The sequence below is a fragment of the Methyloligella sp. GL2 genome, assembly GCF_013341275.1.
Classification (GTDB): domain Bacteria; phylum Pseudomonadota; class Alphaproteobacteria; order Rhizobiales; family Methyloligellaceae; genus Methyloligella.
Map to the genome: position 1 here is coordinate 1,604,795 of NZ_CP054476.1, position 24,369 is coordinate 1,629,163.

Sequence of the window (24,369 nt, forward strand, 5' to 3'; positions counted from 1 at the left end):
TACCTAGTCCTGGGCCATCGGGCCGAGAAGATCGGCGGTTTGCTCGCGCAAGTCCTTCAGGGATTCGGCGATCTGATCGCGGTTGCCGCCGGACGCATCCTGCGCGGCCTCGGCGATCGCCTTCACATGCGCGGTGGCGAGCTGTTTGAAGCCGTCTTCGGGCAGCCAGTAATTGAGCAGCCGGCAGAGCGAGGCGGCGAGCTTAGCCACTTCGGGATAGCCGAGGGTGGGGGCTTGGCCCTTCAGCGTATGGGCGGAGAGGAAGATGCCCTGGCGCGATTGAAGCGAGAAATCCTCCGCCTCGGCGGCTTCGCAGGCGAGCTGCAAGGCTTCCACCTCTTCGGCGAGCCAAGCTTTGAATGCCGGCGACAGGGCTTCGACAGCGGCTTTGGCTCTTTCGATGGCGGCTCGTGCGGATCTCGACATGGGAACTCTTCGTCTGGTTAGCGCCGAAGCGTCTAAGCTACTGCAATGAACACAAAAATATCGGCCAGATAGAGGCAGCTAGAGCGGCCTGGCCGGCCGGTTGGGCGCCGTCTCGGATTTGGTGAAATCCAGAATGTAGCGGCCGCCCATGCGGACTTTTTTCGCCTTGCGCGACACGGTCGCGCTACGTCCGGCGTTGCGGCGCCGGTCCGGCCCGAAATAGCTCTTGGTGCGGATGAAGGGGGCCGGGTCTTCCAACACGCGATGCAGCGCGTGATAGAGCGCGTCGGCCTCCACCGGCTTTTGAAGGACTTCGTTGGCCCCGGCATTGCGCGCCGCGGTCAGATGGCGCGGCTCCGAATGGGCGGTGAGCACGATAATCGGCTGGTAGGGATTGCGCGAGATCGCCGGGTTGCGGACCGCGCTGGTGAGTTCCAGCCCGTCCATCTCGTTCATGGCGATATCGACGATCAGCGCGTCGATGTCCTGTTCGGCGAGGATGGCGAGGGCTCGCTTGCCGTCGGTGGCCGTGTGGACTTCCCGGCAGCCGAAACCATCCAGGATCGTTGCCACGATGCGGCGCATATGGACGTTGTCCTCCACCACAAGCACGCGCGCCGCGTCGATCTTCGTTTTCGCCATGAATTCTCTCCACCCCTAATCCGCGCAGTACTACAGCGACGACCTTAAAGTTCGCTGAATCGGAGGGGCGGAAGGCGATTCCGCGGCAGCACTACTTGAGGTGCTAATACTCGAATTGCTCGGAGAGAATGCGCTCGGTCAGGCTGTGGCCGGAATCGAACATCATCAGGATGTCGATCTTGGCTTCCTCGCGCACATCCACCGTCACGACATTACGGAATTCGGTGTGGTCGGCGACGGCGCTGACCGGCCGCTTCTCCGCCTCCAGCACCTCGATGCGCACTGTCGCCTCGTTGGGGAGCAGGGCGCCGCGCCAGCGCCGAGGGCGGAACGGGCTGATCGGGGTGAGCGCCAGCAGGGGCGCCTCGATCGGCAGGATCGGCCCATGGGCGGACAGATTGTAAGCGGTGCTGCCGGCCGGGGTGGAGACCAGCACCCCGTCGCAGATCAGCTCGTTCATGCGCACCCGCCCGTCCACGGCGATCCGCAGCTTCGCCGCCTGGTAGCGCTGACGGAACAAAGAGACCTCGTTGATAGCAAGTCCTTGATGTTCTTGTCCGTTCTGGTCGATGGCGACCATGCGCAAGGGATGGATGACGTTCACCTCGGCCGTCTCCAACCGCTCGGGTAGCATCTCCTCGCTATATTGGTTGAGCAGGAAACCCACCGAGCCGCGATTCATGCCGTAGATCGGAATCTTGTCGGTCATGTAGCGGTGCATGGTCTGCAGCATCAAACCGTCGCCGCCGAGCGCGACAATGGCGTCTGCCTTGCTGGGCTCGACATTGCCGTAGAGCTCGGTCAGCCGCCTAAAGGCGGCTTGGGCTTCGTCATGCTCGCTGGCGACGAAGGCGATCTTGCGGAAATGGGCCATGGTCTTTCGCGCTAGGGCGTTTTCAAACGTTGGCGCCGGCGCGTTCGGTCCGGCAGGGAAGCGGGCACTATAAAGGCTGCGTGCCCACGGAAGGCAAGCCCGTCATCGCGTTTCGATGTTTCAAAGTGTCCTGACACGTATCGGCTGCATTTAATCCAACACGGCAAGTCTATCTTAAGCTTCGCCCGATACCCGTTAGTGGCGCTGGCCCGGAGGGGTAAGGCGGCCGGTCTCGCTACGCACGGGGGCCTTGGGAAACTCTAAATTTCGGAGTGATTTCGTGTCCCTCTCACAGGACGTGTCCGGCGCCCCTCGGGCGGTTGCAGCTTCCTTGAACGAGACCCCGGCCGACCGCCAGCGCCTGCGTGAGGAGTTGTTTCGCGAGACCCCGCTGGATTGGCTTGAGCGCAACGGTCTCGGAATCGCCTGGTCTTTCGCGCCGGAGCGGGTTGCCAGCATGCCGGCGCTCACCTGGCTCTGGCTGAAGGACGTGCTGGCCCGCAGCAACGGATTGCCGGACCCGGAATCTTCGTTGAATGCCGGCGGTGTGGTCGGGATTTGCCGTGATCTTTCGGTGCCCACGTTGATCGAGGCGTCGAAGCGCGGACTGTATCCTCACAGTCATGTCGGACGTCCGAAATGGTGGTCGCCGGAGCAGCGGGCGATCCTGGATCTGGAAGAGTTTCATATCGGCAAGCAGGTGCGGCGCACCATGCGCCGCGGCGATTATCGGGTTACCTTCGATCAAGACTTCGAGCGGGTGATCACCGCCTGCGCCGGCAAGCGTCCGGGACATTGGCATCTCAACTGGATCACGCCGAAGATCATGTGGAGCTATGCCGATCTGTTCGATGCCGGCATCGCGCATTCCTTCGAGGTCTGGGACCGCGAGGGCGAGCTGGTCGGAGGCGGTTACGGCATTGCCGTCGGTTCTGTCTATATCGGGGAATCGCTGTTCTCGCTCCGGCGCGACACCTCTAAGATCGGCGTCGCGATGTTGGTCTGGCATCTGGCCAAGTGGGGCTACTCCTTCATCGACACCAAGCATATGAATCCGTTGATGGAGAGCTTCGGCTTTCGCGCAGTGCCGCGCGCGGAGTTCCTGGCCTTGAACGAAGAGGCCATGGCGAAGCCCGGCCGTATCGGCCGCTGGCATGCCGAGGCCGGAACCGAGGTCGTTGCGGATTGGCGTCCGGACCATGCGGTGTCCGCTGCGCCCAAGGCGGAGGCGGATCACGGCGGATGTCAGCACCGCTCGTCCGAGCCGGCTATCGATACGCAAGTGCAGCGGACCGGAACGGGCGACTAGCCGCAGCGATACCGATTGCCGGTGTATCGGTGCGAGCCGGCTGCGCAAATCGTGGTTAGTAATTTCTGTATTTCCGTCCCCCGGCAAGCCAATCTTAATTCTTCCCCAGTACCCCTAATGACGATGGGCCGGCGCCCAAGACGCCGGTGTTGCTGTCGGCGGCGCCCTGCAAGGCGGCCGTTGCGGCAAGAAACGTTCGGGGTATTTCGCGTGTCCTCATCGGGCCAATCGTCATGCGACCGCGCCGTAGCGGCCGGGTCCTCCGAAATGCCGCCGCCATCGGCGGAGCGCCGGAGGCTGCGCGATGCGCTGTTCCGGGAATCGGCGCGCGATTGGCTGGAGCGGAACGTGCTCGGCACCGCCTGGTCGCTGATGCCTTCGCGGGTTGGCGACGTGCCGGTCATGGCCCGCATCTGGCTCAACGACCTGCTGGGCGGAGGCAAGGACTTGCCGGATCCGGAATCGCCGCTGAATGCCGGCGGCGTCGTCGGGGTGGTGCACGATCTTTCGATCCCGACCATCGTCGCGGCGGCTAAGCGCGGGCTGTTTCCGCTGGGCCATACCGGGGGCCCGAAATGGTGGTCGCCTTCGGTGCGCGGCATCGTCTTCTTGGACGAGTTTCACATGCCGAAGCGCCTGCGCCGGCTGATGCGCCAGGGGCGCTACACCGTCACCTTCGATCGCGATTACGAGCATGTGGTTTCCCACTGCGCCGGCAAGCGGCCGGGCCGTTGGCATCTCACTTGGGTGACGCCGGAGATGATGCGCGCCTATGCCGATCTGTTCGACGCCGGGCTGGTGCATTCCTTTGAGGTTTGGAACGAGAAGGGCGAGCTGGTCGGCGGCGGCTACGGGCTCGCCGTCGGCAGGGTGTTCATCGGGGAGTCGCTTTTCTCGCTCGAGCCCAATGCTTCGAAGGTCGCCCTTTCGGTGCTCGCCTGGCACCTCGCCAAATGGGGCTTCTCCTTCATCGACACCAAGATCGTCACCCCGGTGACCAGCAGCCTCGGCTTCCACGAAATTCCGCGCGCCGACTATCTGGCGCTGAACCAGAAGGCCATGGCCGGGCCGGGCAAGCCCGGCCGCTGGGAGGTCGAAGCGGGGCCTGAGATCGTCGCCGATTGGCGCCCCGAAAAGGCGGTCAAGCCGGGCGGTACGGGAGGAGCGGGGCCGGCCGGCGCGGAAGACGGGGCGGCCAAATTCAGTGAAACAGATATGACTTCGGTAGGTGCGTAATGAGTTTCAATGTGTTGCCGGTCCGTGTTGCCGGCTATGGACGAGCGGCGGGTGCTGCGCCCGTGCTTCCCAATCCCGAGATCGCCAGCGCTTCGGACGGACGGGCCGGAACCTGCGGGGCACTCAGTATCGAGACCCTGCTTGCCGCCTACAGCAAAGGCTTGTTCCCGCGCCGTGTCGCCGGGTGCACCGAGTGGTGCGCGCCGGCCAACCGTATGGTGCTGTTCATCGAGAATTATCATCTCGGCAGCCGGCTTGCCGCCAAGCTGACCCGGCCCGGCTATCGCGTCACCTTCGACCGGGCTTTCGAGGAGGTGGTGCAGGCCTGTACCGTCCACCGCCCGCGCCAAGGGCGCCGGGAGTGGCTCGACAATGAGGTGGCGTCGGCGTTCGTTGCCGCGTTCGAGGCCGGGATCGCCCATTCGGTCGAGGTCTGGGATGCCGACGGAGATCTGGTCGGCGGCGCGTACGGGCTGGCCGCGGGCAAAGTGTTCTTCACCGAGGCGCAATTCTCATCGCTTCCCGATGCGGGTAAGCTGGCTTTCGCCACGCTGAATTGCCATTTGCAGCGCGCCGGCTATTTCGCCAACGACGCTAAGTACATGACCGGCGCATTGCTGCGGCAGGGCTTTACCATGGTGCCGCGCGACGCATTCAATCGCTTCATCGAGAAGGCCAGCGCCATTCCGGCCGCGACCGGAAGCTGGGCCGGGGAAGAGATTTCGGTTGGCGGCTGGCGGCCGAAAGCGCACTGGCTCGCAGGCGCGGCGTAAGCCGCCTCCGGCGGGTTTGCGGTGGCACGCTCCAAGCAAAGCTGTATAAGTCTGACGGCGGCAGACTCGGCTGCGCGCCCGCGAGGGCGGCTGCCGGAAAACGGAATTGCGGGCTGCGATCGCGGCAGAACATTCCTTGTGCTTGGAGGCGCATTTAGTCCCCTTGGCTCACTTAGCGATGAAGCGTCCGGGCAAGCCTGAGGCTTTGATCATTGGCCGAGATGCGATCGCCGGCGTGATCGCCGCGGTCGTGCAGATCGCCTATTGTATTTCTTTCAGTGCACTGATTTTCCAGGGCGCCATCGCGGGCGGCTTCGCGCTCGGCCTCGCGGCGCTGCTGATGGGCACTATCGTCACCGGTTTCGTGGTGGCGCTGACCACCAGCCTGGTGCCGGCCGATGCCGGGCCCGATACGCCGGCCGTGGCGGTGATGAGCGTGCTGGCGAGCACCGTTGCGGCCAGTCTCCTGGCCCAGAATCTTCCCGAGCAGACCATCATCATCAATGTGCTGCTGGCGCTTTCCATCAGCACGCTGTTCACCGGCATTTTGCTGTTCGGGCTCGGCGTGTTCCGTCTCGGCCAGTGGCTGCGTTTTGTGCCTTACCCGGTGATCGGCGGCTTCCTTGCGGCTTCCGGCTGGCTGCTGATGACCGGCGGTGTCGAGGTGGTGACCGGCACCAGCCTGACGCTTTCGCCGGCAAGCTGGGCGGAGACCTTCTCCTTCGCGCATGCGCCTGAGCTGGCTGTCGGGCTGTTCTTCGCGCTCTCCGTCGTTGTCTTGCGGCAATGGGTCAGCACCTTCCTGGCGCTCCCCATCGCCTTCGTCGCCTTCGTGGCGGTGATGGATGCCGTGCTGCTCGGCTTTCATCCCGGCGGCTCCGATCACTGGTTTCTGGCCGGCGTCGGCCAGCTCACCCCGTGGTGGCCGATCGGGGCGACAATGCGGGCCGATATCGACTGGTGGGCCCTGGCGCAGAGCAGCGCGGAGATTGGGGCGGTGTGCGGCGTCACCGCGATCTCCATGCTGCTAGACGTTTCGAGCCTTGAGGTGGCGCGGCAGAAGACCGCCGATCTGGACAAGGAGCTGCGGGTCAACGGGCTGGCCAATGTTCTGGCCGCGGGGCTTGGCGGCGTGGCCGGCAATCTCTCGCTGAACGGCAGCATCCTGATCAAGGAGGCGGGCGCGGTCACCCGCTGGAGCGGTGTCGCCGTTGCCGCGACCTGCGGCGTGGTGATGTTCGCCGGCATCGATGTCGGCAGCTTCGTGCCCAAGGCGGTGCTGGGCGGCATGCTGGCCTATCTCGGCGTGGTGATTCTGATCGAGGCCTTGCTGCATTCGCCGGCACAGCGCTCCTGGGCGGATTTCGCGCTCGCCGCGGCGATCATGATCGTGATCTGCTATTTCGGCTATCTGCTCGGCGTGGTGCTGGGGGTGATCGGCGCCTGCCTGCTGTTCGCCATGAGCTATAGCCGCATCGGGGTGATCCGCCGGCATCTGACCCGGCGGGAATTCGCCGGCAATGTCGAGCGCGCGCCGGAGCAGCGCCGCATCCTGCAGGAGGAGGGCGGGCGCATCCATATCTTCTGGCTCTCCGGCTTCATCTTCTTCGGCTCCTCCAACGGGCTGTTCGAGCGGGTGCGCCAAGCGATCGACAATGCCTGTGAGCACGGGGTGCATTACGTGATCCTGGATTTTACGGCCGTCTCTGGCCTGGACACCTCGGCGGTGCTGAGCCTGGTGAAGCTGCGCAACTATTGCGAGGAGCATGGCGTCACCTTGGTGTTCTCCGGTCTCGACGAGGGGACGCGCAGCAATCTGGCGCGAGCCGGGTTCTTCTCCGATGGCGGTGGGCATCAGGCGTTCCGCAGCCGCAACGAGGCGCTGGAATGGTGCGAGGATCATCTGCTGCGGCCGCATGAGGCGGCGGCTTCCAGCGACCGGAGCTTCGAATCCTGGCTTAAGGCCGAGTTCGGCGAGATCGGCAATCTCTCCCGTATCGCACCCTTCCTGGAGCGCTGCGAGCTGGCCGAGGGCGATGTGCTGTTCGAGCAGGGAACGCCGTCGGACTCGGTGGAGCTGATCGCCGAGGGCTGCGTGGTCATCACCATCCACGACGAGGCGGGGCGGCGTATCCGTCTGCGGCGCATGGTGGGGCAGACCGTGGTCGGCGAGATGGGCTTCTACCGCAATCTGCCGCGCACCGCCGACGTGATCGCCGAGGAGCCGACGATCGTCTACCGGCTGTCGCGGGAGTCGTTCGAGAAGATGAAGCAGGAAGATCCGGCCGCCGCCGCCGCCTTCCACGAGCTGATGGTGCGGCTTCTGGCGGACCGGCTGGACTTCGCCAACCGCGAGATCTCGGCGCTGGTCTAGGCTGAACGCGTCAGCGTCCTACTTGCCTTCCGCTTCGCTGGTGCCGTCCCAATTCTTCGGCGGCGGGGATTTGCGGAAAACTGCGATGCGGTCCTTATACAGCCCGTAAAGCGCCGCCAGGTCGGGATGCGTTTCGGCAAGCGCGTCGCAAAGCTTCTCAGCGCCGTCCCAATCCTTGGCGCGGTATTTCTGCAGCAAGTCTGCGTGGCGCGCCGCATGAGCCTGGAAATCGGGGTCGGCTTTCGCCGCGCCATCGCCGCGCAAGGTGAAGATGCGCACTGCCTCGGTCTTGCCTTTCACCTTCAGGAGATCGAGCTCCAGATAGGCAAAGTCGGGAGCCAGTTCCGCGGTGCTTTCGCCCACCACGCTGTCGACACCATAGGTCTTGCACTGGCCTTCCAGGCGCGAGGCGATATTCACATTGTCGCCGATGACCGAATAATCGAAGCGGGTCTCCGAGCCGAGATTGCCGACACAGCACGGCCCGGTATTGAGGCCGATGCCGATCACCACCGGATGGAAGGGGCGTCCTTTGGCGTCCGCCGCGGCGCGCCATTTGGCGTTCAGCGCATCCATGCCGCCGGCAATGCGAAGCGCGGCGCGGGCGGCATTGGCGGCATGGTCGGCGTCGTCGAGGGGCGCGTTCCAGAACGCCATCACCGCATCGCCCATATACTTATCGATGATGCCGTTCTCCTCCAGGATGATCTCGCTGAGCGGCGTGAACAGCTCGTTGAGAAGGCGGGTCAGCTCCTCCGCATCCAGCCCCTCGGAGATGGTGGTGAAGCCGCGCACATCGGAGAACAGCAAGGTCATGTCGCGGGTCTCGCCGCCGAGCTTGAGGCGCGAGGGATCGGCGGCGAGCCGCTCCACCAGAGCGGGCGCCATATAATGGCTGAAGGCGTTGCGCACGCGGTTCCGCTCATGTTCGGTGCGCAGGAACACGAACAGCGTGCCGGCAAGATAGGTCGCCACAAGCGCGATGGCCGGATAGACCGGATCGACCAGCCAGCCGAGGCTTTCATAGGCGTACCAGGAGAAGCCGATCACCGCGGCGATGGCGGCAATGCCGATGCCGGCGCTGAGCAGCGCCCCGGCGCGGTAGATCAGCACCGCGATCAGAATGCCCAGAGCCAAGATGTAGATCAGCTCGGCAGGCTTGGCGAAATCCGGCCGCAAGAGAAAGTCGCCGGTAAGGATTTGTTCCACCGCTTGGGCGTGCAGCTCCACGCCGGGGATAGCGGCATCGAGCGGCGTGGCGCGAAGGTCGAGCAGGCCGGCGGCGCTGGTGCCGATCAGGATGATGCGGCCCTCAATCGCCTCGGCGCCGATTTCGCCCTGCAGCAGGGCCCAGGCGGGGATATAGCGATCCCGATTGGCGGGGCTGAACTTCATCCACATCTCGCCGCGCGCATCGGTCGGCACTTCGAAATCGCCGACGCGGATCTTGGCGATGCCGGTCTTCTCGCCGAAGGCTTCCTCGCCGCTGGCGCCGGAGGACTTCACCACATAGGTGGAGGCGCCTTGAGCGATGCGCAGCAACTCGCCGGCGAAGGCCGGATAGAGCCGGTCGCCGACCGTGGCCAGCATGGGCATGCGGCGGATGACGTGATCGTATTCCGGCACCCAGTTGAGCGAGCCGGAGCCCTTGGCCGCATCTTGCAGGATCGGCAGGCTGGCGGCGGCACCTTTAAAGTGGGGCGCGAAGAGTTTCGGATCGTCGCCGCCGAAGGCGAAGCCCGCCTTGCTCACCGGCTGGCCGCCTCCGGCGTCAAGGCCGATGAAGCCCAGCGTCACCGGGGCTTGGCCGATCGCCTCGGCGAAGACCGCATCGTTGGAGGGCAGGGCGCCGAGCGTGCTTTCCAGCCTTTCAGCCTCGTCCCGGTCGGGCCAGCTCTTCAGGATATTGGCCGGCGACATGCGGTCTTCTTCGGGGAAGACGATATCGAAGCCGATGGCGGCGGCGCCCATCTCCGTCAGCTGCTCGGTCAGCTCGGCGAGCAGGGTGCGCGGCCAGGGCCATTGGCCGAGGCGCCGCAGCGACTCCTCGTCGATATCGACGATGCGGACCGGGAGCTGGGGCTGGAACTTGGCGGGCCTCAGCTGCTGATAGGTATCGAAGGCGAGGCTGCGCAGCCGGGCCACCGGCACCGGGTCCCACAGGCGCAGCAGCAGCGCGGCGAGGATGACAGCGCCGACGATAAGGCCATAGAGAAGGCGAGAATTCATCGGGCGCCCCTATATCCCCGCAATAAAAGCGTCATATCCGAACACTAAGCGGGCAGAGCCTAGTCGATGCCTCGCCGGTGCTCCACAGCGTTTCCGATCCGTCTTGAAAGTGGTTGGTTTGCTGCAACGGATGCGGGCCGGGTGCGGCACGGGAGAAATTGAATTGCGGCGCGGGATGGATTACCACCGCGCCTTGGTTGCGCGCGTCAGCCGCGAGCTGGAGGGGATTGCTTCGTGAATATTTGCATGATCGGTGCGGGCTATGTGGGGCTGGTCTCGGCGGCCTGCTTCTCCGAATTCGGCTGGAACGTCACCTGCATCGAGAAGGATCCCGACAAGCTGGAGCGTCTGCGCGCCGGCGAGGTGCCGATCTACGAGCCGCGGCTGGACGAGCTGTTGGAGCGCAATTTGCGCATGGGACGCATCTCCTTCACCGACGAGGCGAAGGATGCCGTCGCCAACTCGGAGATCGTGTTCCTGGCGGTCGGCACTCCCATGCGGCGCGGCGACGGCTATGCGGATCTGACCTTCATCTACGAGGCGGTGGAGGGGATCGCGCCCTATCTCACCGGCTTCACCGTGATCACCACCAAATCCACCGTGCCGGTGGGGACCTCCCGCGAGATCGAGCGGCGCATCCGCGCGCTTCGGCCCGATGCCGATTTCGCTGTCTGCTCCAATCCGGAGTTCTTGCGGGAAGGCTCGGCGATCTACGATTTCACTCATCCGGACCGGGTGTTGGTCGGCTGCGACAACGACCGGGCGCAGGAGCTGATGGAGCAGCTCTACAAGCCGCTCACTTTGCGCGATGCGCCGGTGATGTTTGTCTCGCGCGAATCGGCGGAGCTGGCGAAATACGCCTCCAACGCCTTCCTCGCCATGAAGATCACCTTCATCAACGAGGTGGCCGATCTTTGCGAGCAGGTCGGCGCCAATGTGCAGGAGGTGGCGACGGCGGTCGGCGCCGACGGGCGTATCGGCGACAAGTTCCTGCATCCGGGGCCGGGCTATGGCGGCTCCTGCTTCCCCAAGGACGTGGCGGCCATCGTGCGCACCGCGCGCGAGGCGAAGGCGCCGCTTTCGCTGATCGAGCAGGTGCAGACCGCCAATTCGGAACGGAAGATCGCGATGGCGCCGCGGGTGGAGCAGGCGGTCGGCGGCTCGGTGCGCGATCTGACGGTCGGTATTCTGGGCGTCGCCTTCAAGCCGAACACCGACGATATGCGCGATGCGCCGAGCCTGACCCTGATCCCGATGCTGCAGGAGCGCGGGGCCAAGGTGAAGGCCTACGATCCGGAAGCCATGGAGAACGCCAAGGGGCTGCTCCCCGATGTGGCGTGGTGCGCGAGCGCGCTGGATGTGGCGGAAGAGGCCGATGTGCTGGTGGTGGTCACCGAGTGGAACGAGTTCCGCGCGCTGCAGCTTCCGACCCTGAAGGCGAAGATGCGCGGCGACGTGCTGGTGGATCTGCGCAACGTGTTCTCGCCGGCCCAAGCCAAGCAGGCCGGCTTCACCTATTCCAGCATCGGGCGCTAGGACGCCGCAGCCGGCTATTTGGCGGAGACGGAGGAGGACGCGCCCGCGGCGCTCTTCTTCTTGGCCGCGCTCGGTGTTTTTGCGATCTCGGCCTTGGCGCCGTTGACGCAAGGGGTCTCCGCCGCCTCGATCGCGGCGATGAAGGGCTCGCTTTCCACCACGTCCGATTTTAGCGGCGCGCCGCTCAGGCTCTGCTTGGCCAGGGCACCGAAGCGGCGGATCAGCTTCTTGGCCAGCCGCCGATAGGCGAAGTAGTTGGTCTCAAGCGTATGCCGTTCGCTCTGTACATAAGAGCGGTGCGCAATCCCGCGGCGTTTCTTCTCGGCAAACCACTCCGCCTTGGGATCGTGCTTGCTGCGGGCGATCAGATAGCTGGCAATGAGCGTCGACTGGTCGTCGGCGAGGCGCCAGATGCTGCCATTGGCCTGGATCAGCCCGACGGCGAAGAAATCGTCATATTCGGGATGGAACACGTTCAGATAGAGGATCGGCTTGCCGTCCGCATCGAACACCAGATCGTTGTCGAGGAAGGGCAGGCTGATCTCGTATCCCGTGGCGAACACCACCAGATCGGCCTCCACCTCCGAGCCGTCGGCGAAGCGGACGAGATTGCCGTCGAATTCGGCGATGTCCGGCTTGATGTCGATCCGGCCATGGGCGACGAGCTGAGGCAGGATCGTGTTCATGGTCGGGTGGCTGTCGAGGATCCAGTAATCCGGCTTGGGCAGGCCGAACTTCTCCGGCCGTCCAGCCATCAGCCGCATCCAGCGGGTATAGAGCCGGTTCCGCAGCCAATAGGGCATCGGGAAGTTCTCGAAGAAATGCACGATGCCGTCCGTGGGGCGGCCGAGGATGAATTTCGGCACGAAGTGATAGCCGCGGCGCAGGCTTTGATGCACCGATTTGGCGACGCTGGTGGCGTCCACCACGATATCGCAGGCCGAGTTGCCGCCGCCGGCGACGACGACTCGCTTGCCGGCGAGCTGCTGCACATTGCGGTAATCGCGCGAATGCATGATCTCGCCGGAGAAGGTGCCCGGAATTTTCGGAATGCGGGGGATGTGATGATGGCCGTTGGCCATCACCAGCCCCTTGTAGAAGCGCGGATGCGATTCGCCCTTCACATGCACGCGCCAGCCGCCATCGGTGCGCTTGGCCTCGACCACCTCGGCGTTGAACTCGATGCGCTCGTCGATGCCGAACGCCTTGGCATAGGCCTTCAGATAGGTGAGCACCTGGGCGTGTGAGGGATAGATCGGATAGTCGTCCGGAAACGGGAAGTCTTCGAAGCCGGTATGGCGCCGGGAGGAGACCAGGAAGGTGCTATCATAGACCACGCCGGTCTCGGTATGGGCGTTCCACAGCCCGCCGATATCCCCCTCCCGCTCCAGACAATCGAATGGGATGCCGCGCTGCTTGAAGGTCTTCGCGGCGGCGAGTCCCGAAGGGCCGGCTCCGATGATGCAAAGCTTGTCTGTCTCGGCTCGAATATCCATCGTTGATCTTCTAACTCCGGTTTTCCGCCCTTTCTGGTACCGCCTATCGGTTTGTTTTCGTTTAAATTTACTTCGGCACCACACCTATAATTTACGCCTCGCCGCCGATCCTCGAAACGGCAATTTGCGATGAAACCGCGCAGTTGTGCACAAAGCGTCGAATCTTCGCAGGTGCACAACCGATTTTGGCGCTACAGTGACATCTCCGGCAGATTTGTTCGCAGGTGCAAAAAAACTGTTCCGCTAAGGCTCCGCGCCGCATTAGATTTAAGAACTGGGAGCCTTGCTAGCAAAGGGTAGACGAGAATGCGTCTTCCGCTTCTGGCCATTGCAACCCTCTTCGCTTTCGCGCTGTTCCGCAGCGCCACTGTCGACGCTCGGCCGATGTGGCTGCCGGAAGTCGAAAATCCCTATTGCGATATCGCCACCTTCGTGGCCCCCAACGTGCCCGAGCAGGCGGTGTCGTTGGCCGGTGACGACGGTAAGGGGATGATCGTGGTCAGCGCGCGGACCTTGTCGCAGTCGCCGGAATACGGCCACTTCCTGATGGCGCATGAATGCTGCCATCACACGCTGGGGCATGTGCGGATGTTCAATCAGGAGCTCGGCCAGATGGGGCCGCAGCCGTTCTTCTATATCAAGCCGGCCTTGCGCAGCATGGAGCTGGACGCCGATTGCTGCGCGGTGAAGATGCTCAAAGCGACCCATGAGCCGATGAGCATCGTGGCCGGCGAAGCGGTGATGTCGAAATTCGGCGACCGGCCGACCGGGGCCTATTATCCGACCGGCACCGAGCGGGCGGCCAATATTTCCGCCTGCGAGGCACGGGACTAGCGCGCCAGCGGCGCGGTTTGGCTTCGGATTCGATTCAGAGTGCGCCCCTAACCAACGAGAATCCCTATTCTTTTCGGATATCTGGCGCGAAAGCCGGCTGGCTGCGCCCGGTGGTCACGCTTTGGCGATCTGAGCGCTCGCGTCGGCCCCATGGTTTGGTCGATATGCTATGATTATCTGTCTCGCCGAGGTGAATGCGGGTCGAGGACGATCCGGAAATGGAGATGCGTGGTGTCGGCTGTTCGCCGGAATAATCCATTGGCGCCGTGGCGTGCCGTGCTGGCGGCGGCGGTCGCGATATTCGCTCTGATCCAGGCGCCGGCAACCGTCCGGGCGGAGCCGGAGAATGGCGTCTTGCGGGTCTGTGCCGACCCGGACAATCTTCCCTTCTCCAACCTGAAGGGGGAGGGGTTCGAGAATAAGCTCGCCGAGCTGATCGCCGACCGTCTCGACCTCAAGCTGAGCTATAGCTGGTATCCGGAGGTGCATGGCGGCATGCCCACCCCGTTCAGCAATCGCGATTGCGATATCGTCATGGGCTATGCCCAAGGCACCGAGCTGATCGAGGATACCAATCCCTATTATTACACCTCCTATGCGCTGATTTATCGGCGGGACGATCCGGCGCTGCAAGGCGTGACGCGGCTGTCCGATCCGCGTCTGAAAGGGAAACGAATCGGTATCTTCTCCCGCACCCCGCCGGCAACGCTGCTGGCGACCAACGGGCTGACCTCCAGTGCGGTGCCGTTCGATTCGCCCTTCTCGGGCGACGCCGACCAGACCCACGATCTGCCGCGGCAGATGATCAACCAGGTGGCATACGGCAAGCTGGATGCGGCGATCCTGTGGGGACCGATCGGCGGGTATGTCGCCAAAAGCTCCCATGTGCCGCTGGAGGTGGTGCCGCTGGTGAACGAGACGGCGGGGCCGGAGATGATCTACGGCATCACCATGGGGGTGCGGCCGAACGAGCCGCAATGGAAGCACCGGCTGAACAAGCTGATTGCCGAGGACCAGCCGGCGATCAATGCGATCCTGTTGCGCTATAACGTGCCGCTGCTGCAGCCCAACGGGAAGGTGATTAAAGCCGCCTCCGCTGAGCGCTAGGCTAGCGCCGCCCCGCTTTCCCTATCCGCCAACGGCCGTGCATTCGGTCTCGTCCTCGTCGATGCCGAGGGTATCGACTAGGCGGTCCGGTGCGCTCGGATGTGGGAAGCCGGGCTGGGGCGAGACGGAGACCACGATCTTGTCGGTGGCGAGCAGGATGGGCTGGCGGAACTGGCCGTCCCAGGCGCGATAGGTGTGCTTGATGCCTTTGAAGGCGTTGAGCTGGAAGCTGTCGCCGTGGATGAAATCCTTGATAGTCTGGAAGTCGGCGCCGCGATTGCGGGTGATCGCCTCGCCGACGCTGCGGGCGGCGACATAGCCGTGATAATCCACCGGCAGCATGAGACGCTGATGCTCGTCCTCGAAATGCGCGTTGAGCTGGCGGGCGCCCCATTTCATATGTGAGGCGTTCCAGCTGGTCGGCATCAGCCCGGCGCTGCCGACCACCGGGCGGAGGGCGCCGCCGCGATAGGGCGCGAACGGCGACCAGGCCTGCTCTTCATCGGCGACCACCACGACGTCGAAATTGGGCACGCCTTCTTCGCCCGCGGCGCCCTGACTCGGATCGGGCAGGGTGCCGATCTCGTCGCGGTCGCGGCCGGGGATCTCCCGATAGACCCGCTCATCGACGATGGTGGCGCCGAAGCGGTTGGCGGCACGGTCGATGGCGCGAGCATAAGCCTTGTCGGCGTCACTCTCGCCGCGCACCAGCAGCCAATCGGTCCAATGTCGGGCGACGAGATATTGCGCCAGGGCATCGGCCAGCATGGTGCGGTCGGGGGCAACATGCAGGATATTGGCGCGGCAATCGGCCTGGCGCAGCCGGGTCTCCGGCGCGCGGATATTGAACAGCAGAACGTCCTTATCCTTAGCTGCATCGGCCAGCGCCAGCAGCGTATCGGCGGGCGCATCGACAACGACATATTGGACGCCGCGATCGAGCAGACCGTTCAAGGCCGCGACCGCGTCGCCATCGGGCGGGACGGTCTCCTCCTCGATCGTATAGTGGAAGCCGGTGAACTGGCCGGCAGCGTTGTTCTCGCGCAGCGCGGTATCGACGCCGGCAAGGCCGATATCCTCCGGCTCCGCATCGAGGCGGGAGGCAGGCAGGATCTCCGGGCGGAGCTGTTGGCGCAGCACGCCGATCGGCACCTCGGTCAGCTTCTTGGCCTGGGCCTCTTGCAGGGGGGTGGGCATGTCCTTGGCGTGGCTAGCGCCAATCGGCGCCAGACCGGCTGCGAGTGCCACAGCAAGACATACGCAGATGCTCCGTGCTGCACGGACTTGGCGGTAACGAGGATACGCCACGCTCAACCTCCCTAGGTCGTGCCCGGTCCTCTCGTTGCGTTGGCGCAATCCGTGCCGGGGCAGGAAAATGTGGTATCACTTCCGGGAAGTGTTGGCAATTTGTCGCAGGGGCGAGGTAGCCGGCGGCGAGGCTCATCCGGGGACCACGCCGGCAAATCGTGCTTGTGGAAAACGATCCCGGGCGCCGCGCCGCATTTGGGGCGGCGTGATAGCTTTCTGCCTATGAATTTTCCGATCCTCGGCACCATCCGCTATGGCTGGGAGGCGTTCAAGCAGCGCTCGTGGCTCTATCTCGCCGCGACGGTCATCTTCGCGGTGGTCTCCTTGGCCATCAGCATGCTCAGCGTGATGATCGACGGGCTGCTCAACGGATGGGACGGGCCGGACGGCATCCCGCAGGAAAGCTTCGTCGGCACGATTTTCAGTCTCGCGCTCAGCACGCTGGTCTATATGGGCGTCACCGGCTTCTACCTGAAGGCGTTCGACGCGCCGGACCGAGTGGCGCTGTCCGATCTGTGGCAGCCGCATCCGTTTTGGAACTATCTCGGCGCTTCGGTCCTGGCTGGCCTTTCGGTCGGGGTCGGGCTGGTCCTGCTGATCGTGCCCGGCATCATCTTCGCCTTGATGTTCGCCTTCGGAACCGTGGTTGTGATGGATCGCGGGCTGGGGCCGATCAAGGCGCTGGAGGAGAGCCGCCGCATCACACGCGGTCATCGCTGGCGGCTTTTGGGCTTCGGTCTGCTTCTGGGGCTGCTCAACCTTGCCGGGCTGTTGGCCTTCGGGTTGGGGCTCTTGGTGACGGTTCCGGTCAGTTTCCTGGCCGGCATCTACGCCTATCGTCTGCTGGAGGATGCGGCGGGGCCGGGGCCCTATGCCGGCTTTAGCGCGGCGTCGCGCGGGGCAGGCCGCTCGGGACGCGGGTTTCGCCTGAAAGCTGAGGAAAACTCGCAATCTCCATGGCGGTGGCAACGGTACGCCATGCTACTTTACGGCTATGGCATTCTCGATTGGCGATTCCATCAAGGCGGGCTGGGAGATCTTCAAATCCCGGCCCTGGATCTTTATTGGCGCGATTTTGGTGCTGTTCATCGTCTCGATGATCGCAAGCAGCATTATCGGCATGATCGACGTTGCGCTTTTCGGTGCGCCGGAGATTCCCCAGCCGGGCGAGATGCCAACCATGCCGCCGATGCGGCCCTTGGCAGGGATCCTCAATTTCATCATCAGCATGCTGATCTCGATGGGTGCCATGTCCTTCTTCCTTAAGGGGCACGACAACCCGCAGACCGTCTCCTTAGGCGATCTTTGGCACCCGGAATCGCTGCTGTCCTTTATCGGCACCTATATCCTGGTCGCCATCGTCGTCGCGATTGGCCTGATCCTGTTCGTTATTCCGGGCATCATTCTTGCGCTGATGCTGATGTTCGCCCTCTGGTTCGTGATCGATCGCGGCTTGGGGCCGATCGAGGCAATGAAGGCGAGCAACGAGATCACTCGCGGCCATAAATGGCAATTGCTCGGCTTTCTGATCGTGCTTTGGTTGATCAATCTGGTCGGCGCGCTGGCCTTGGGCATCGGCCTCCTCGTCACCGTGCCGGTCACCGTATTGAGCATCATAGAAGCCTATCGCCGCCTCGGCGGGTAGGGGCTTCAGCGGTGCGGCTGAGGGATTGAGTCCGGAAGCCGAGATAAGTCTCTCCGCCACCACTGAAATCCCCTGTGCACCCTTTTCGTCGGCACGCCGTTTGCGACGCTGCCGTCAATCTTGTCAGCCGACATGAAAAGGCCGGGGCAAATGCCGCCCCGGCCTTGAGATTTTACAGGAGAGAATTCGGTTTATTCGGCCGGCGTCAGCTCGGCGTCTTCCTTCTTCGCCTTGAGGGTCTGGGCCGCGTTCTTCGGGTTGCGGTAGACGTAAGGCTTCACCGGCTGATGCGATTCCTCGCGCGCCACGGCGACCATCTCGCGGTGATAGGGCGAGAGCGAGCAGGCCGGGTCGGTATTGGTCGGATCGCCGGTCATAGCCATGGCCTGGCAGCGGCATCCGCCCCAATCGATCTCCTTGAAGGCGCAGGAGCGGCAGGGCTCCTTCATCCAGTCGGTGCCGCGGAAGGCGTTGAACGCGTCAGAATGCAGCCAGATGTCGAGCAGCGGCCGGTCCTTGGCATTGTCGAAGGTCAGTTGCGGGATGCTCTCCGCCGCATGGCAGGGCATCACCTTGCCGGCGGGGGTGATATTCATGAAGCCCTTGGCCCAGCCGCCCATGCAGGGCTTCGGCCGCTTGGCGTAATAATCGGGCACCACCATGTCGATGGTGAGCACGCCTTTGAGGCGCTCGCGCGCCGCCTCCACCACATCGACGCTCTGCATGGTCTGCTCGTAGGTGGGGATCAGCGAGGCGCGGTTGAGAAACGCCCAGCCGTAATACTGCACATGGGCGATCTCCAGACGCTGGGCGCCGAGATCGACGGCGAGGTCGATATAGCGGCCGACATTATGGATGTTCTGGCGGTGGATCGGCGCGTTGATGGTGAGCGGCAGGCCCATATCGGTGACCCAGCGGGCGACCTCCAGCTTCTTCGCCGTGGCGCCGGGATAGCCGCCGATACGCTCGGCGTTCTCCGCATCCACATCCTGGAAGGAGATCTGCACATGGTCGAGGCCGAGCGCTTTCAGCTTCTCCAGCCGCTCACGCTTTAGGGTGACCGCGGCGGTGATCAGGTTGGTGTAGAGCCCGGCCTTGGCCGCCGCCTCGACGATATCTTCTAGGTCCTTGCGCGCGGTCGGCTCGCCGCCGGAAAGATGGATTTGCAAGATGCCCATCTCGCCGGCCTGCTCCATCACCGAAATCCACTGCTCGGTGGTGAGCTCGGCATTGACCCGCTCCAGCTCGATCGGATTGGAGCAATAGCCGCATTGCAGGGGACAGCGATGGGTCAGCTCGGCGAGCAGACCGATCGGCGCGCGGGCGCACAGAATGCCCGCCGATTCATCGTTCGCCTCGATACCGGCCGTCGGCTCGTCGTCGACGGTGACCGATTCGAAATGGCCGTTCTGTTTCAGTTCGTCCGTCATAGCTGTCACTTCGCCTCATTGGGCTCAGAACGCTTTCAGAAACCCCTTATCGGCCAGGTCCTGCAGCAGCTCGACGACATCCTTCTGGATCACGTCGACCGGGGCCGAATACTGCTCGGCCATCTGGCCGGAGATTTCCTCTACGTTCTTCACGCCGTCGCAAAGCTGCAAAATCTCGACGGCGATCTTGTCCGGAGACAAAATCCGCTCCGGTGCTAGCAACACCCACCGGTCGCGCCCCTTGTCGTAGCGGAGCTTCATGAACGGGGGCAGGTAAGGCTTGGTCCCCTGATCGACGATCAGGCGGCCAGGCCGGTTCGTTTCAGCCATTATTTTTGATCCGGTACAAATGCTCCTGGCGGGATCATCCCCGGATCATAATACGCCAAATAGAGTGCATCGAGCTGCACCCAAAGCACATTGGTCTTAAAGCGCAGCGCATCGAGCACACCGGCCTGGGCCTCGGGGGTGCGGGCGTGGCGCTTCACATATTCGAGGGCGAAATTGGCATCGCGCGGCGCCTGGGTCAGGCGGCGGCGGAAATAGGCCATCACATCGTCGGTGATGAAGTCGTAATTCTCCAGCATGCCGGAGATGCGCTCTTCGTGGATCTTCGGGGCGAAGAGCTCGGTCAGCGAGGAGGCGACGGCCTCGACAAGCGTCTTCTCGCGCACGAAGCGGACATACGCCTCCACGGCGAAGCGCGTTGCGGGGAGGGCGCCCTTCATCGACATCACATAGTCGCGGTCGAGGCCAAGCCCATCGGTCAGGACCAGCCAGCGTTCGATGCCGCCTTCCTCGCCCGGCTTGCCGTCGTGATCCTCGATGCGGTGGATCCATTCCTGGCGCAGCTCGCGGTCGAAGCAGCGGCTCATCAGGGCGGCGTCCTTGCGCGGCACGGCCGACTGATAGCAGTAGCGGTTGAGCGCCCAGGCCTGGACCTGGCCCTTATTCAGCTTGCCGCCATGCAGCAGCTTATGAAACGGGTGCTTGTCGTGGTAGCGCTCCGCGCCGATGGCGCGCAGCTCCGCCTCCAATTCATCGGGACTCAAAATCTTGGTCACGGCGTTACCTCACTTCCGGGGCCGGCCATCCTGCTTCTCCCAAGCGATGGCCTTGTCCGGTTTTCGTTTTTATCTTCGCACTTGCCTTGTTCAGGGAGGTTCATAGTGGGCTCCCGTTTCGGTCAAGTTTATCTTTGCACCAAATCATAACCGCGATCGGGCTTGGCCGTCATGAACAAGAGGAAAAACCAAGATGAAGAAATTCCAACAGCGGCGGTGCGCGCGGTCCGGTGTCCTGATCGTTCGTTGTGCTGAAAATACCGGCCGTGCAGGTGCTTAGGCGAATTTCCTGAGATTAAACCTGAGTGATACGCGCTGCCGTGGAGATACGAGGGCGGGGCAGCCGAAAAGAGCCGCCCCGCCGCCGCTCAAAGCTCGTATTGCTCGGTTTCGTCCAGGGTTTCGTCCGGTTCGGCAGATTCGGGCTGCTCGGGGATCGAACCGGTCTCGGTGTCGGTATCGGCTTCCGGCTTCGGCGCTGCGGCTTCCTGCTCCTCCACGGCATCGTCCGAGCCGTCATCGGACGGTGCGTCCTCAGAAGGGGCCGGCGCGGTCTTCTTGTCGGGCTGGTCTTCATCTGATTTGTCATCGGGCTCGGCCGGGGCCGTCTCTTCTTCCGACGGCGCCTCGCCGGCATCGGGTTTGTCCGTTGCCTCGGTGACAGGCTCGCTGGCCGGCTCTTGATTGGAGGGCGCTGCCGCTTCCTCGCCATCGTCGGCCGGCCCATCGGCGGTGTCGCCTGCCGGCTCCTCTGCCGCCGCATCCGTGGACGGCGCGGCGCTGTCCTTCGCATCGGACTCGGCGGCTGCGTCGCTATCGGCGTCCGGCTCGCCGTCATAGAGGCTGTTGCTCTCTTCGCCGGTCTCCTCGTCGGCATCCTCGCCGGCCGTCTCGTCTAACGCCTCGCTATCGTCCGTGGTGTCGGCAGGTTCGGATTGCGTCTCCGCGCCGTCGCCCGCCGCTTCCGTCTCGTCGGCTGCCGGTTTCTCCTCCTCGGCCGGAGGCTCTTCCTTGGTCTTTTCGACCAGGTGGAACGAATCGCGGAAGCGCTTGGCCGCCTCGCTCTTGGTGTGGCCGCGCGGGCCGACCGAGACCAGCATGTAGATCCGGTCGCCGGCGGGAGCGATATCGATCAGGTGATTGAGCTTGCCGTCGCTGGCGGTCGCCTCAAAGCCCTGCAGCCCGGCGATCTTCGTGGGACCTTGGGACACCAGCTTGGAGCCACTGCCTTGCGCATAGGCCGAAACCAGGCGCTCGTAATAGTCGGTGTTGGTTTTGGGGGCGCGGCCTTCCGGATATTCGAAGACGATGGCGTGATACGCGGTGCCGTCTCCCGGATCGAGCTGATAGTCGTGCTGAATCAAGGGGCTCTGCCCAGCAACGGATTTCGCCGAGACGGTGGGCTTTTCCGGGAAAGAGATGCCGAAGCCCTGTTCGGGAACCTCGAAGTCGAACCACGTCTCCTGCGGCTCTTCCGGCGTCTCGCCGGTCTCGTCCGCATCCTCTTGGGCCGCGGCGGGGCTCACGCCGAGCAAGCCGTCCAAGGGCGCCGGCGCGAGGTCCGTCTGCAACAGGCTCAGGCACGCGGCGAGCGCGAGAATGAAACAAATCTGTCCGGTTACCGATGTTATACGGCTGGGCATCCCCTCTGGCCTCCCAAGGCTTTTTTGCTGATTCTCTGTTTAACATAGGCCGGTGACGATTGAGTGGGCGAAGCGGGGATTAGGCAACGGGCCCCATTCTCTCAAGCTGTTGCTGCGAGGGACCACTTTCTCGGGGAGGCTTGCGCATCATGGCGGGCGACCAGGCGGGATCGTGCAGGCAGCGTGGCGGCGGACGATTGCGCCGCTCCCTGAGATGGGCGCTGTCGGTCCTGCTGCTGGCCGTGCTGGCGCTTGCGTGGTTCCACTATGGCGACCGGATCCGTCTGCCGAGCGAGGCGGAGATCTCGGCGGTTCTGGCGACGGTCGGCGTTTGGGGGCCGCTGGCGATCATCGGGCTGCGCGGCGTGACCGCGCTGCTCGCCGTGGTGCCGAGCGCCGTCATCGTCATGGCGGCGGGGGCCATCTACGGCGTCGCGCTCGGCTCGCTCTATATTCTGATCGGGGCGGAGATCGGCGCGCTGATCGCGTTTCTCACCGGGGCGTGGCTCGGCCGCGGCTATGCGGAGCGCCATGGCTGGCTCGACCGCCTGCGGCGCACCCGGGCCGGCGCCTGGTTGCTGGACGAGACGGCCGGCCAGAGGCGGCTCACGTTGGCGGTGCTGTATTGCCGCCTGCTGCCCGGGCTCAATTTCGACGGGATGAGCTATGTCGCCGGCGTGACCCAGATCCGGCTTTGGCGCTTCCTGCTGGCGACGCTGATCGGGCTCATTCCCTATACGGTGCTGTTCGCCGCGTTCGGCGAGGGGCTGATGCAGATGGATGGGCGCCAGGTCGCCATGGCGCTGGGCCTGATGCTGGCGCTGCTGGCGATCCCCGCATTCTGGCAGTTCCGCAAGCATCGGCGGCGGCGCGCCGCAAAACGCGCCGCACCGCTTGGCGAGGAGGCGGAGTAGCCTCGCTTTTTGCCGCTATTTCTCGAAGGGCACGTCCGACTTGCTGGTCAGGGTGATCTTGGAGACGCAATCCTCGATATCGCCGTTCTGATCCTTGCAGGCGGTGATGTCGTTGAGCAGCAGCTTGCCGAGCTTATCGCAGGAAATCTCGGCGATATCGAAGACCTTGAGCTGGGTCTTCGCGGCGCTGAGCGGAGCAGCTTCCACCGCCAGGCGCTTGGCGACGATGCCGTCCTTGTCGAAGGCGACGATATCGAATTTCAGGCTGGAGAAAGCGCTCTCGCCCTTGTTCTGGAACAGCACATAGGTGCGGCAGGCGTTTTGCTGCGGTTCCAGCTTGTTCAGTTCGACGGTGAGGTCGAGGTCGGAAGCCGCATCGGCATCGGACGTCTCATCGGCGGCCGGAGCGGTCTCGGCGGAGGCGGCGCTTTCGGTGCTCGGGGCGCTCGTCGTGCTGTCGTCGGTCTGGGCCAGGGCGCTGCCCGAAAGCAGCAGCAGCGTTGCGAATAGGGCAGCGGCAAGTCTCATCTAATCCTCCTAACGCGTTTCCAAAGCGTGTTTCTTTAACACGCCTCTCTATAAGGAGTTTGACCGGCCCACCAGAGTTTGACGCAAGCGCAAAGTGATAGCTGCAAAGTTTTCAGCTTATGGCTTGGGCGGCGAAGCGCCGCGAATCCGATAAGTGATTGACGGATGCGGTGAAGAATCGTGGAGTTGATGCGATGAGGTTCCGGCCGGACGGGGACAAGCGAGAAGACGTGCAAGAAAACGTTCCCTTGGCGGCCGTTCCGGAGGATCTGCGGGTCTATGCTATCGGCGATATCCATGGCCGGCTGGATCTGCTCGATGTGCTGCTCGCCAAGATCGCCGAGGATATCGAAGCCAGTCCGCAGTCCCGCGCCGAACTCGTCTTCCTCGGCGACTATGTCGACAGGGGGCAGGACTCCAAAGGCGTGATCGAGCGGCTTTTGTCGAAGACGCTGCCGGCGCCGGCCACTTGCCTCAGAGGCAATCACGAAGAGCTGATGTTGGATTTCCTGCGCGCGCCGCAATACGGCCAGCCCTGGCCGGAACCGGCGGGCGGGCTGGCGACGCTCAACTCTTATGGCGTTGCCGGGGATGCGATCAGCCACAATCCGGAGGCGGTGCGGGACGAATTCTTGCGCAAGATACCGTCCTCGCATTTGCAGTTTTTCGAGACGCTTCAGCTCACTGCCGAGATCGGCGATTACTTCTTTGTGCATGCCGGGGTGGAGCCGGGCGTGCCGCTCGACCGCCAGGACGTGCGCGATCTGCTCTGGATCCGCGAGCCCTTCCTTAATCACGAGGGCGGTTTCGGCAAGGTGGTGGTGCACGGGCATACGCCGCGCGATCGGGTGGTGATGCGGGCCAACCGCATCGGCGTCGATACCGGCGCCTTCATGAGCGGGCGGCTTTCGGCGGTGGTGCTCGCCGGCAATGAGAGGCATGTCATCGACACGGCGTGACCTGTGGCCCCGGTGAAAGTCGTCGCACGGGAGGTTAGGATC

At 63.8% G+C, this 24,369-nt stretch carries 22 protein-coding genes; 11 read left to right on the forward strand and 11 right to left on the reverse strand.

Annotated elements, in window-relative coordinates; all coding sequences use genetic code 11:
• Positions 1-3: 3 nt before the first annotated feature.
• The 3 genes from HT051_RS07535 to HT051_RS07545 form a co-directional block, all read right to left on the reverse strand.
• Complete coding sequence (locus HT051_RS07535; protein WP_174541465.1) at positions 4-426, reverse strand: Hpt domain-containing protein; 423 nt, start codon at positions 424-426, stop codon at positions 4-6.
• Positions 427-504: 78 nt separating this feature from the next.
• Positions 505-1,068, reverse strand: coding sequence for a response regulator (locus tag HT051_RS07540; RefSeq protein ID WP_174541466.1), 564 nt, complete (start codon positions 1,066-1,068; stop codon positions 505-507).
• A gap of 103 nt (positions 1,069-1,171) precedes the next feature.
• The gene (locus HT051_RS07545) at positions 1,172-1,942 is read right to left on the reverse strand and encodes an NAD kinase (protein ID WP_174541467.1); all 771 of its coding nucleotides are present in this window, start codon (positions 1,940-1,942) and stop codon (positions 1,172-1,174) included.
• Positions 1,943-2,273: 331 nt separating this feature from the next.
• Here HT051_RS07545 and HT051_RS07550 point away from each other — a divergent pair, with 331 nt between their 5' ends.
• The 4 genes from HT051_RS07550 to HT051_RS07565 all read left to right on the forward strand — a co-directional run bounded on the left by HT051_RS07550 (position 2,274) and on the right by HT051_RS07565 (position 7,634).
• A complete protein-coding gene (locus HT051_RS07550) occupies positions 2,274-3,251 on the forward strand; it encodes a leucyl/phenylalanyl-tRNA--protein transferase (protein ID WP_174541468.1) in 978 nt (325 codons plus the stop codon).
• 267 nt (positions 3,252-3,518) lie between these two features.
• Positions 3,519-4,487: a leucyl/phenylalanyl-tRNA--protein transferase gene (gene aat / locus HT051_RS07555; RefSeq protein WP_174541469.1), complete on the forward strand. Its 969-nt coding sequence runs from the start codon at positions 3,519-3,521 to the stop codon at positions 4,485-4,487.
• Complete coding sequence (locus HT051_RS07560; protein WP_174541470.1) at positions 4,487-5,260, forward strand: leucyl/phenylalanyl-tRNA--protein transferase; 774 nt, start codon at positions 4,487-4,489, stop codon at positions 5,258-5,260. Before aat ends, HT051_RS07560 begins: the two co-directional genes overlap by 1 nt.
• A gap of 163 nt (positions 5,261-5,423) precedes the next feature.
• Positions 5,424-7,634, forward strand: coding sequence for a SulP family inorganic anion transporter (locus tag HT051_RS07565; RefSeq protein WP_174541471.1), 2,211 nt, complete (start codon positions 5,424-5,426; stop codon positions 7,632-7,634).
• Positions 7,635-7,652: 18 nt separating this feature from the next.
• Here the strand turns inward: HT051_RS07565 and HT051_RS07570 are convergent, their stop codons facing one another.
• A complete protein-coding gene (locus HT051_RS07570) occupies positions 7,653-9,863 on the reverse strand; it encodes a CHASE2 domain-containing protein (RefSeq protein WP_174541472.1) in 2,211 nt (736 codons plus the stop codon).
• Positions 9,864-10,097: 234 nt separating this feature from the next.
• On the opposite strand from HT051_RS07570, the gene HT051_RS07575 reads away from it, so the two are divergent.
• A complete protein-coding gene (locus HT051_RS07575) occupies positions 10,098-11,399 on the forward strand; it encodes a UDP-glucose/GDP-mannose dehydrogenase family protein (protein ID WP_174541473.1) in 1,302 nt (433 codons plus the stop codon).
• A gap of 14 nt (positions 11,400-11,413) precedes the next feature.
• Here HT051_RS07575 and HT051_RS07580 read toward each other — a convergent pair whose 3' ends face one another.
• Positions 11,414-12,895, reverse strand: a complete 1,482-nt coding sequence (locus HT051_RS07580) for an NAD(P)/FAD-dependent oxidoreductase (RefSeq protein ID WP_174541474.1) — start codon at positions 12,893-12,895, stop codon at positions 11,414-11,416.
• 306 nt (positions 12,896-13,201) lie between these two features.
• Here HT051_RS07580 and HT051_RS07585 point away from each other — a divergent pair, with 306 nt between their 5' ends.
• The gene (locus HT051_RS07585) at positions 13,202-13,729 is read left to right on the forward strand and encodes a hypothetical protein (protein WP_174541475.1); all 528 of its coding nucleotides are present in this window, start codon (positions 13,202-13,204) and stop codon (positions 13,727-13,729) included.
• 258 nt (positions 13,730-13,987) lie between these two features.
• Entirely contained in the window at positions 13,988-14,836 is an 849-nt protein-coding gene (locus HT051_RS07590) for a quinoprotein dehydrogenase-associated putative ABC transporter substrate-binding protein (RefSeq protein ID WP_174541476.1), read from the forward strand.
• A gap of 21 nt (positions 14,837-14,857) precedes the next feature.
• On the opposite strand, the gene HT051_RS07595 is transcribed toward HT051_RS07590, so the two are convergent.
• Complete coding sequence (locus HT051_RS07595) at positions 14,858-16,084, reverse strand: ABC transporter substrate-binding protein (protein WP_174541477.1); 1,227 nt, start codon at positions 16,082-16,084, stop codon at positions 14,858-14,860.
• A gap of 222 nt (positions 16,085-16,306) precedes the next feature.
• Between HT051_RS07595 and HT051_RS07600 the strand changes: the two genes are divergently transcribed.
• Positions 16,307-17,410: a hypothetical protein gene (locus tag HT051_RS07600; protein ID WP_174541478.1), complete on the forward strand. Its 1,104-nt coding sequence runs from the start codon at positions 16,307-16,309 to the stop codon at positions 17,408-17,410.
• Positions 17,394-17,789 carry a hypothetical protein gene (locus HT051_RS07605; RefSeq protein WP_174541479.1) on the forward strand — a complete coding sequence of 132 codons (396 nt, stop codon included), beginning with the start codon at positions 17,394-17,396 and terminating at the stop codon, positions 17,787-17,789. The genes HT051_RS07600 and HT051_RS07605 overlap by 17 nt, the downstream gene beginning before the upstream one ends.
• A 191-nt stretch (positions 17,790-17,980) precedes the next feature.
• Here the strand turns inward: HT051_RS07605 and pqqE are convergent, their stop codons facing one another.
• From pqqE to HT051_RS07625, 4 genes are all read right to left on the reverse strand, one after another.
• Positions 17,981-19,219 carry a pyrroloquinoline quinone biosynthesis protein PqqE gene (gene pqqE / locus HT051_RS07610; protein ID WP_174541480.1) on the reverse strand — a complete coding sequence of 413 codons (1,239 nt, stop codon included), beginning with the start codon at positions 19,217-19,219 and terminating at the stop codon, positions 17,981-17,983.
• 24 nt (positions 19,220-19,243) lie between these two features.
• Positions 19,244-19,549, reverse strand: coding sequence for a pyrroloquinoline quinone biosynthesis peptide chaperone PqqD (gene pqqD, locus HT051_RS07615; protein WP_174541481.1), 306 nt, complete (start codon positions 19,547-19,549; stop codon positions 19,244-19,246).
• The gene (gene pqqC / locus HT051_RS07620) at positions 19,549-20,283 is read right to left on the reverse strand and encodes a pyrroloquinoline-quinone synthase PqqC (protein WP_174541482.1); all 735 of its coding nucleotides are present in this window, start codon (positions 20,281-20,283) and stop codon (positions 19,549-19,551) included. The genes pqqD and pqqC overlap by 1 nt, the downstream gene beginning before the upstream one ends.
• A gap of 368 nt (positions 20,284-20,651) precedes the next feature.
• Complete coding sequence (locus HT051_RS07625; RefSeq protein WP_174541483.1) at positions 20,652-21,854, reverse strand: hypothetical protein; 1,203 nt, start codon at positions 21,852-21,854, stop codon at positions 20,652-20,654.
• 269 nt (positions 21,855-22,123) lie between these two features.
• On the opposite strand from HT051_RS07625, the gene HT051_RS07630 reads away from it, so the two are divergent.
• Positions 22,124-22,840: a TVP38/TMEM64 family protein gene (locus HT051_RS07630; protein WP_174541484.1), complete on the forward strand. Its 717-nt coding sequence runs from the start codon at positions 22,124-22,126 to the stop codon at positions 22,838-22,840.
• A 15-nt stretch (positions 22,841-22,855) separates the two neighbouring features.
• Here HT051_RS07630 and HT051_RS07635 read toward each other — a convergent pair whose 3' ends face one another.
• Complete coding sequence (locus tag HT051_RS07635) at positions 22,856-23,368, reverse strand: Tat pathway signal sequence domain protein (RefSeq protein ID WP_174541485.1); 513 nt, start codon at positions 23,366-23,368, stop codon at positions 22,856-22,858.
• 248 nt (positions 23,369-23,616) lie between these two features.
• On the opposite strand from HT051_RS07635, the gene HT051_RS07640 reads away from it, so the two are divergent.
• Positions 23,617-24,327 (forward strand): metallophosphoesterase family protein, encoded by a 711-nt coding sequence (locus HT051_RS07640; RefSeq protein WP_246810016.1) that lies wholly within the window; start codon positions 23,617-23,619, stop codon positions 24,325-24,327.
• Positions 24,328-24,369 lie beyond the last annotated feature (42 nt).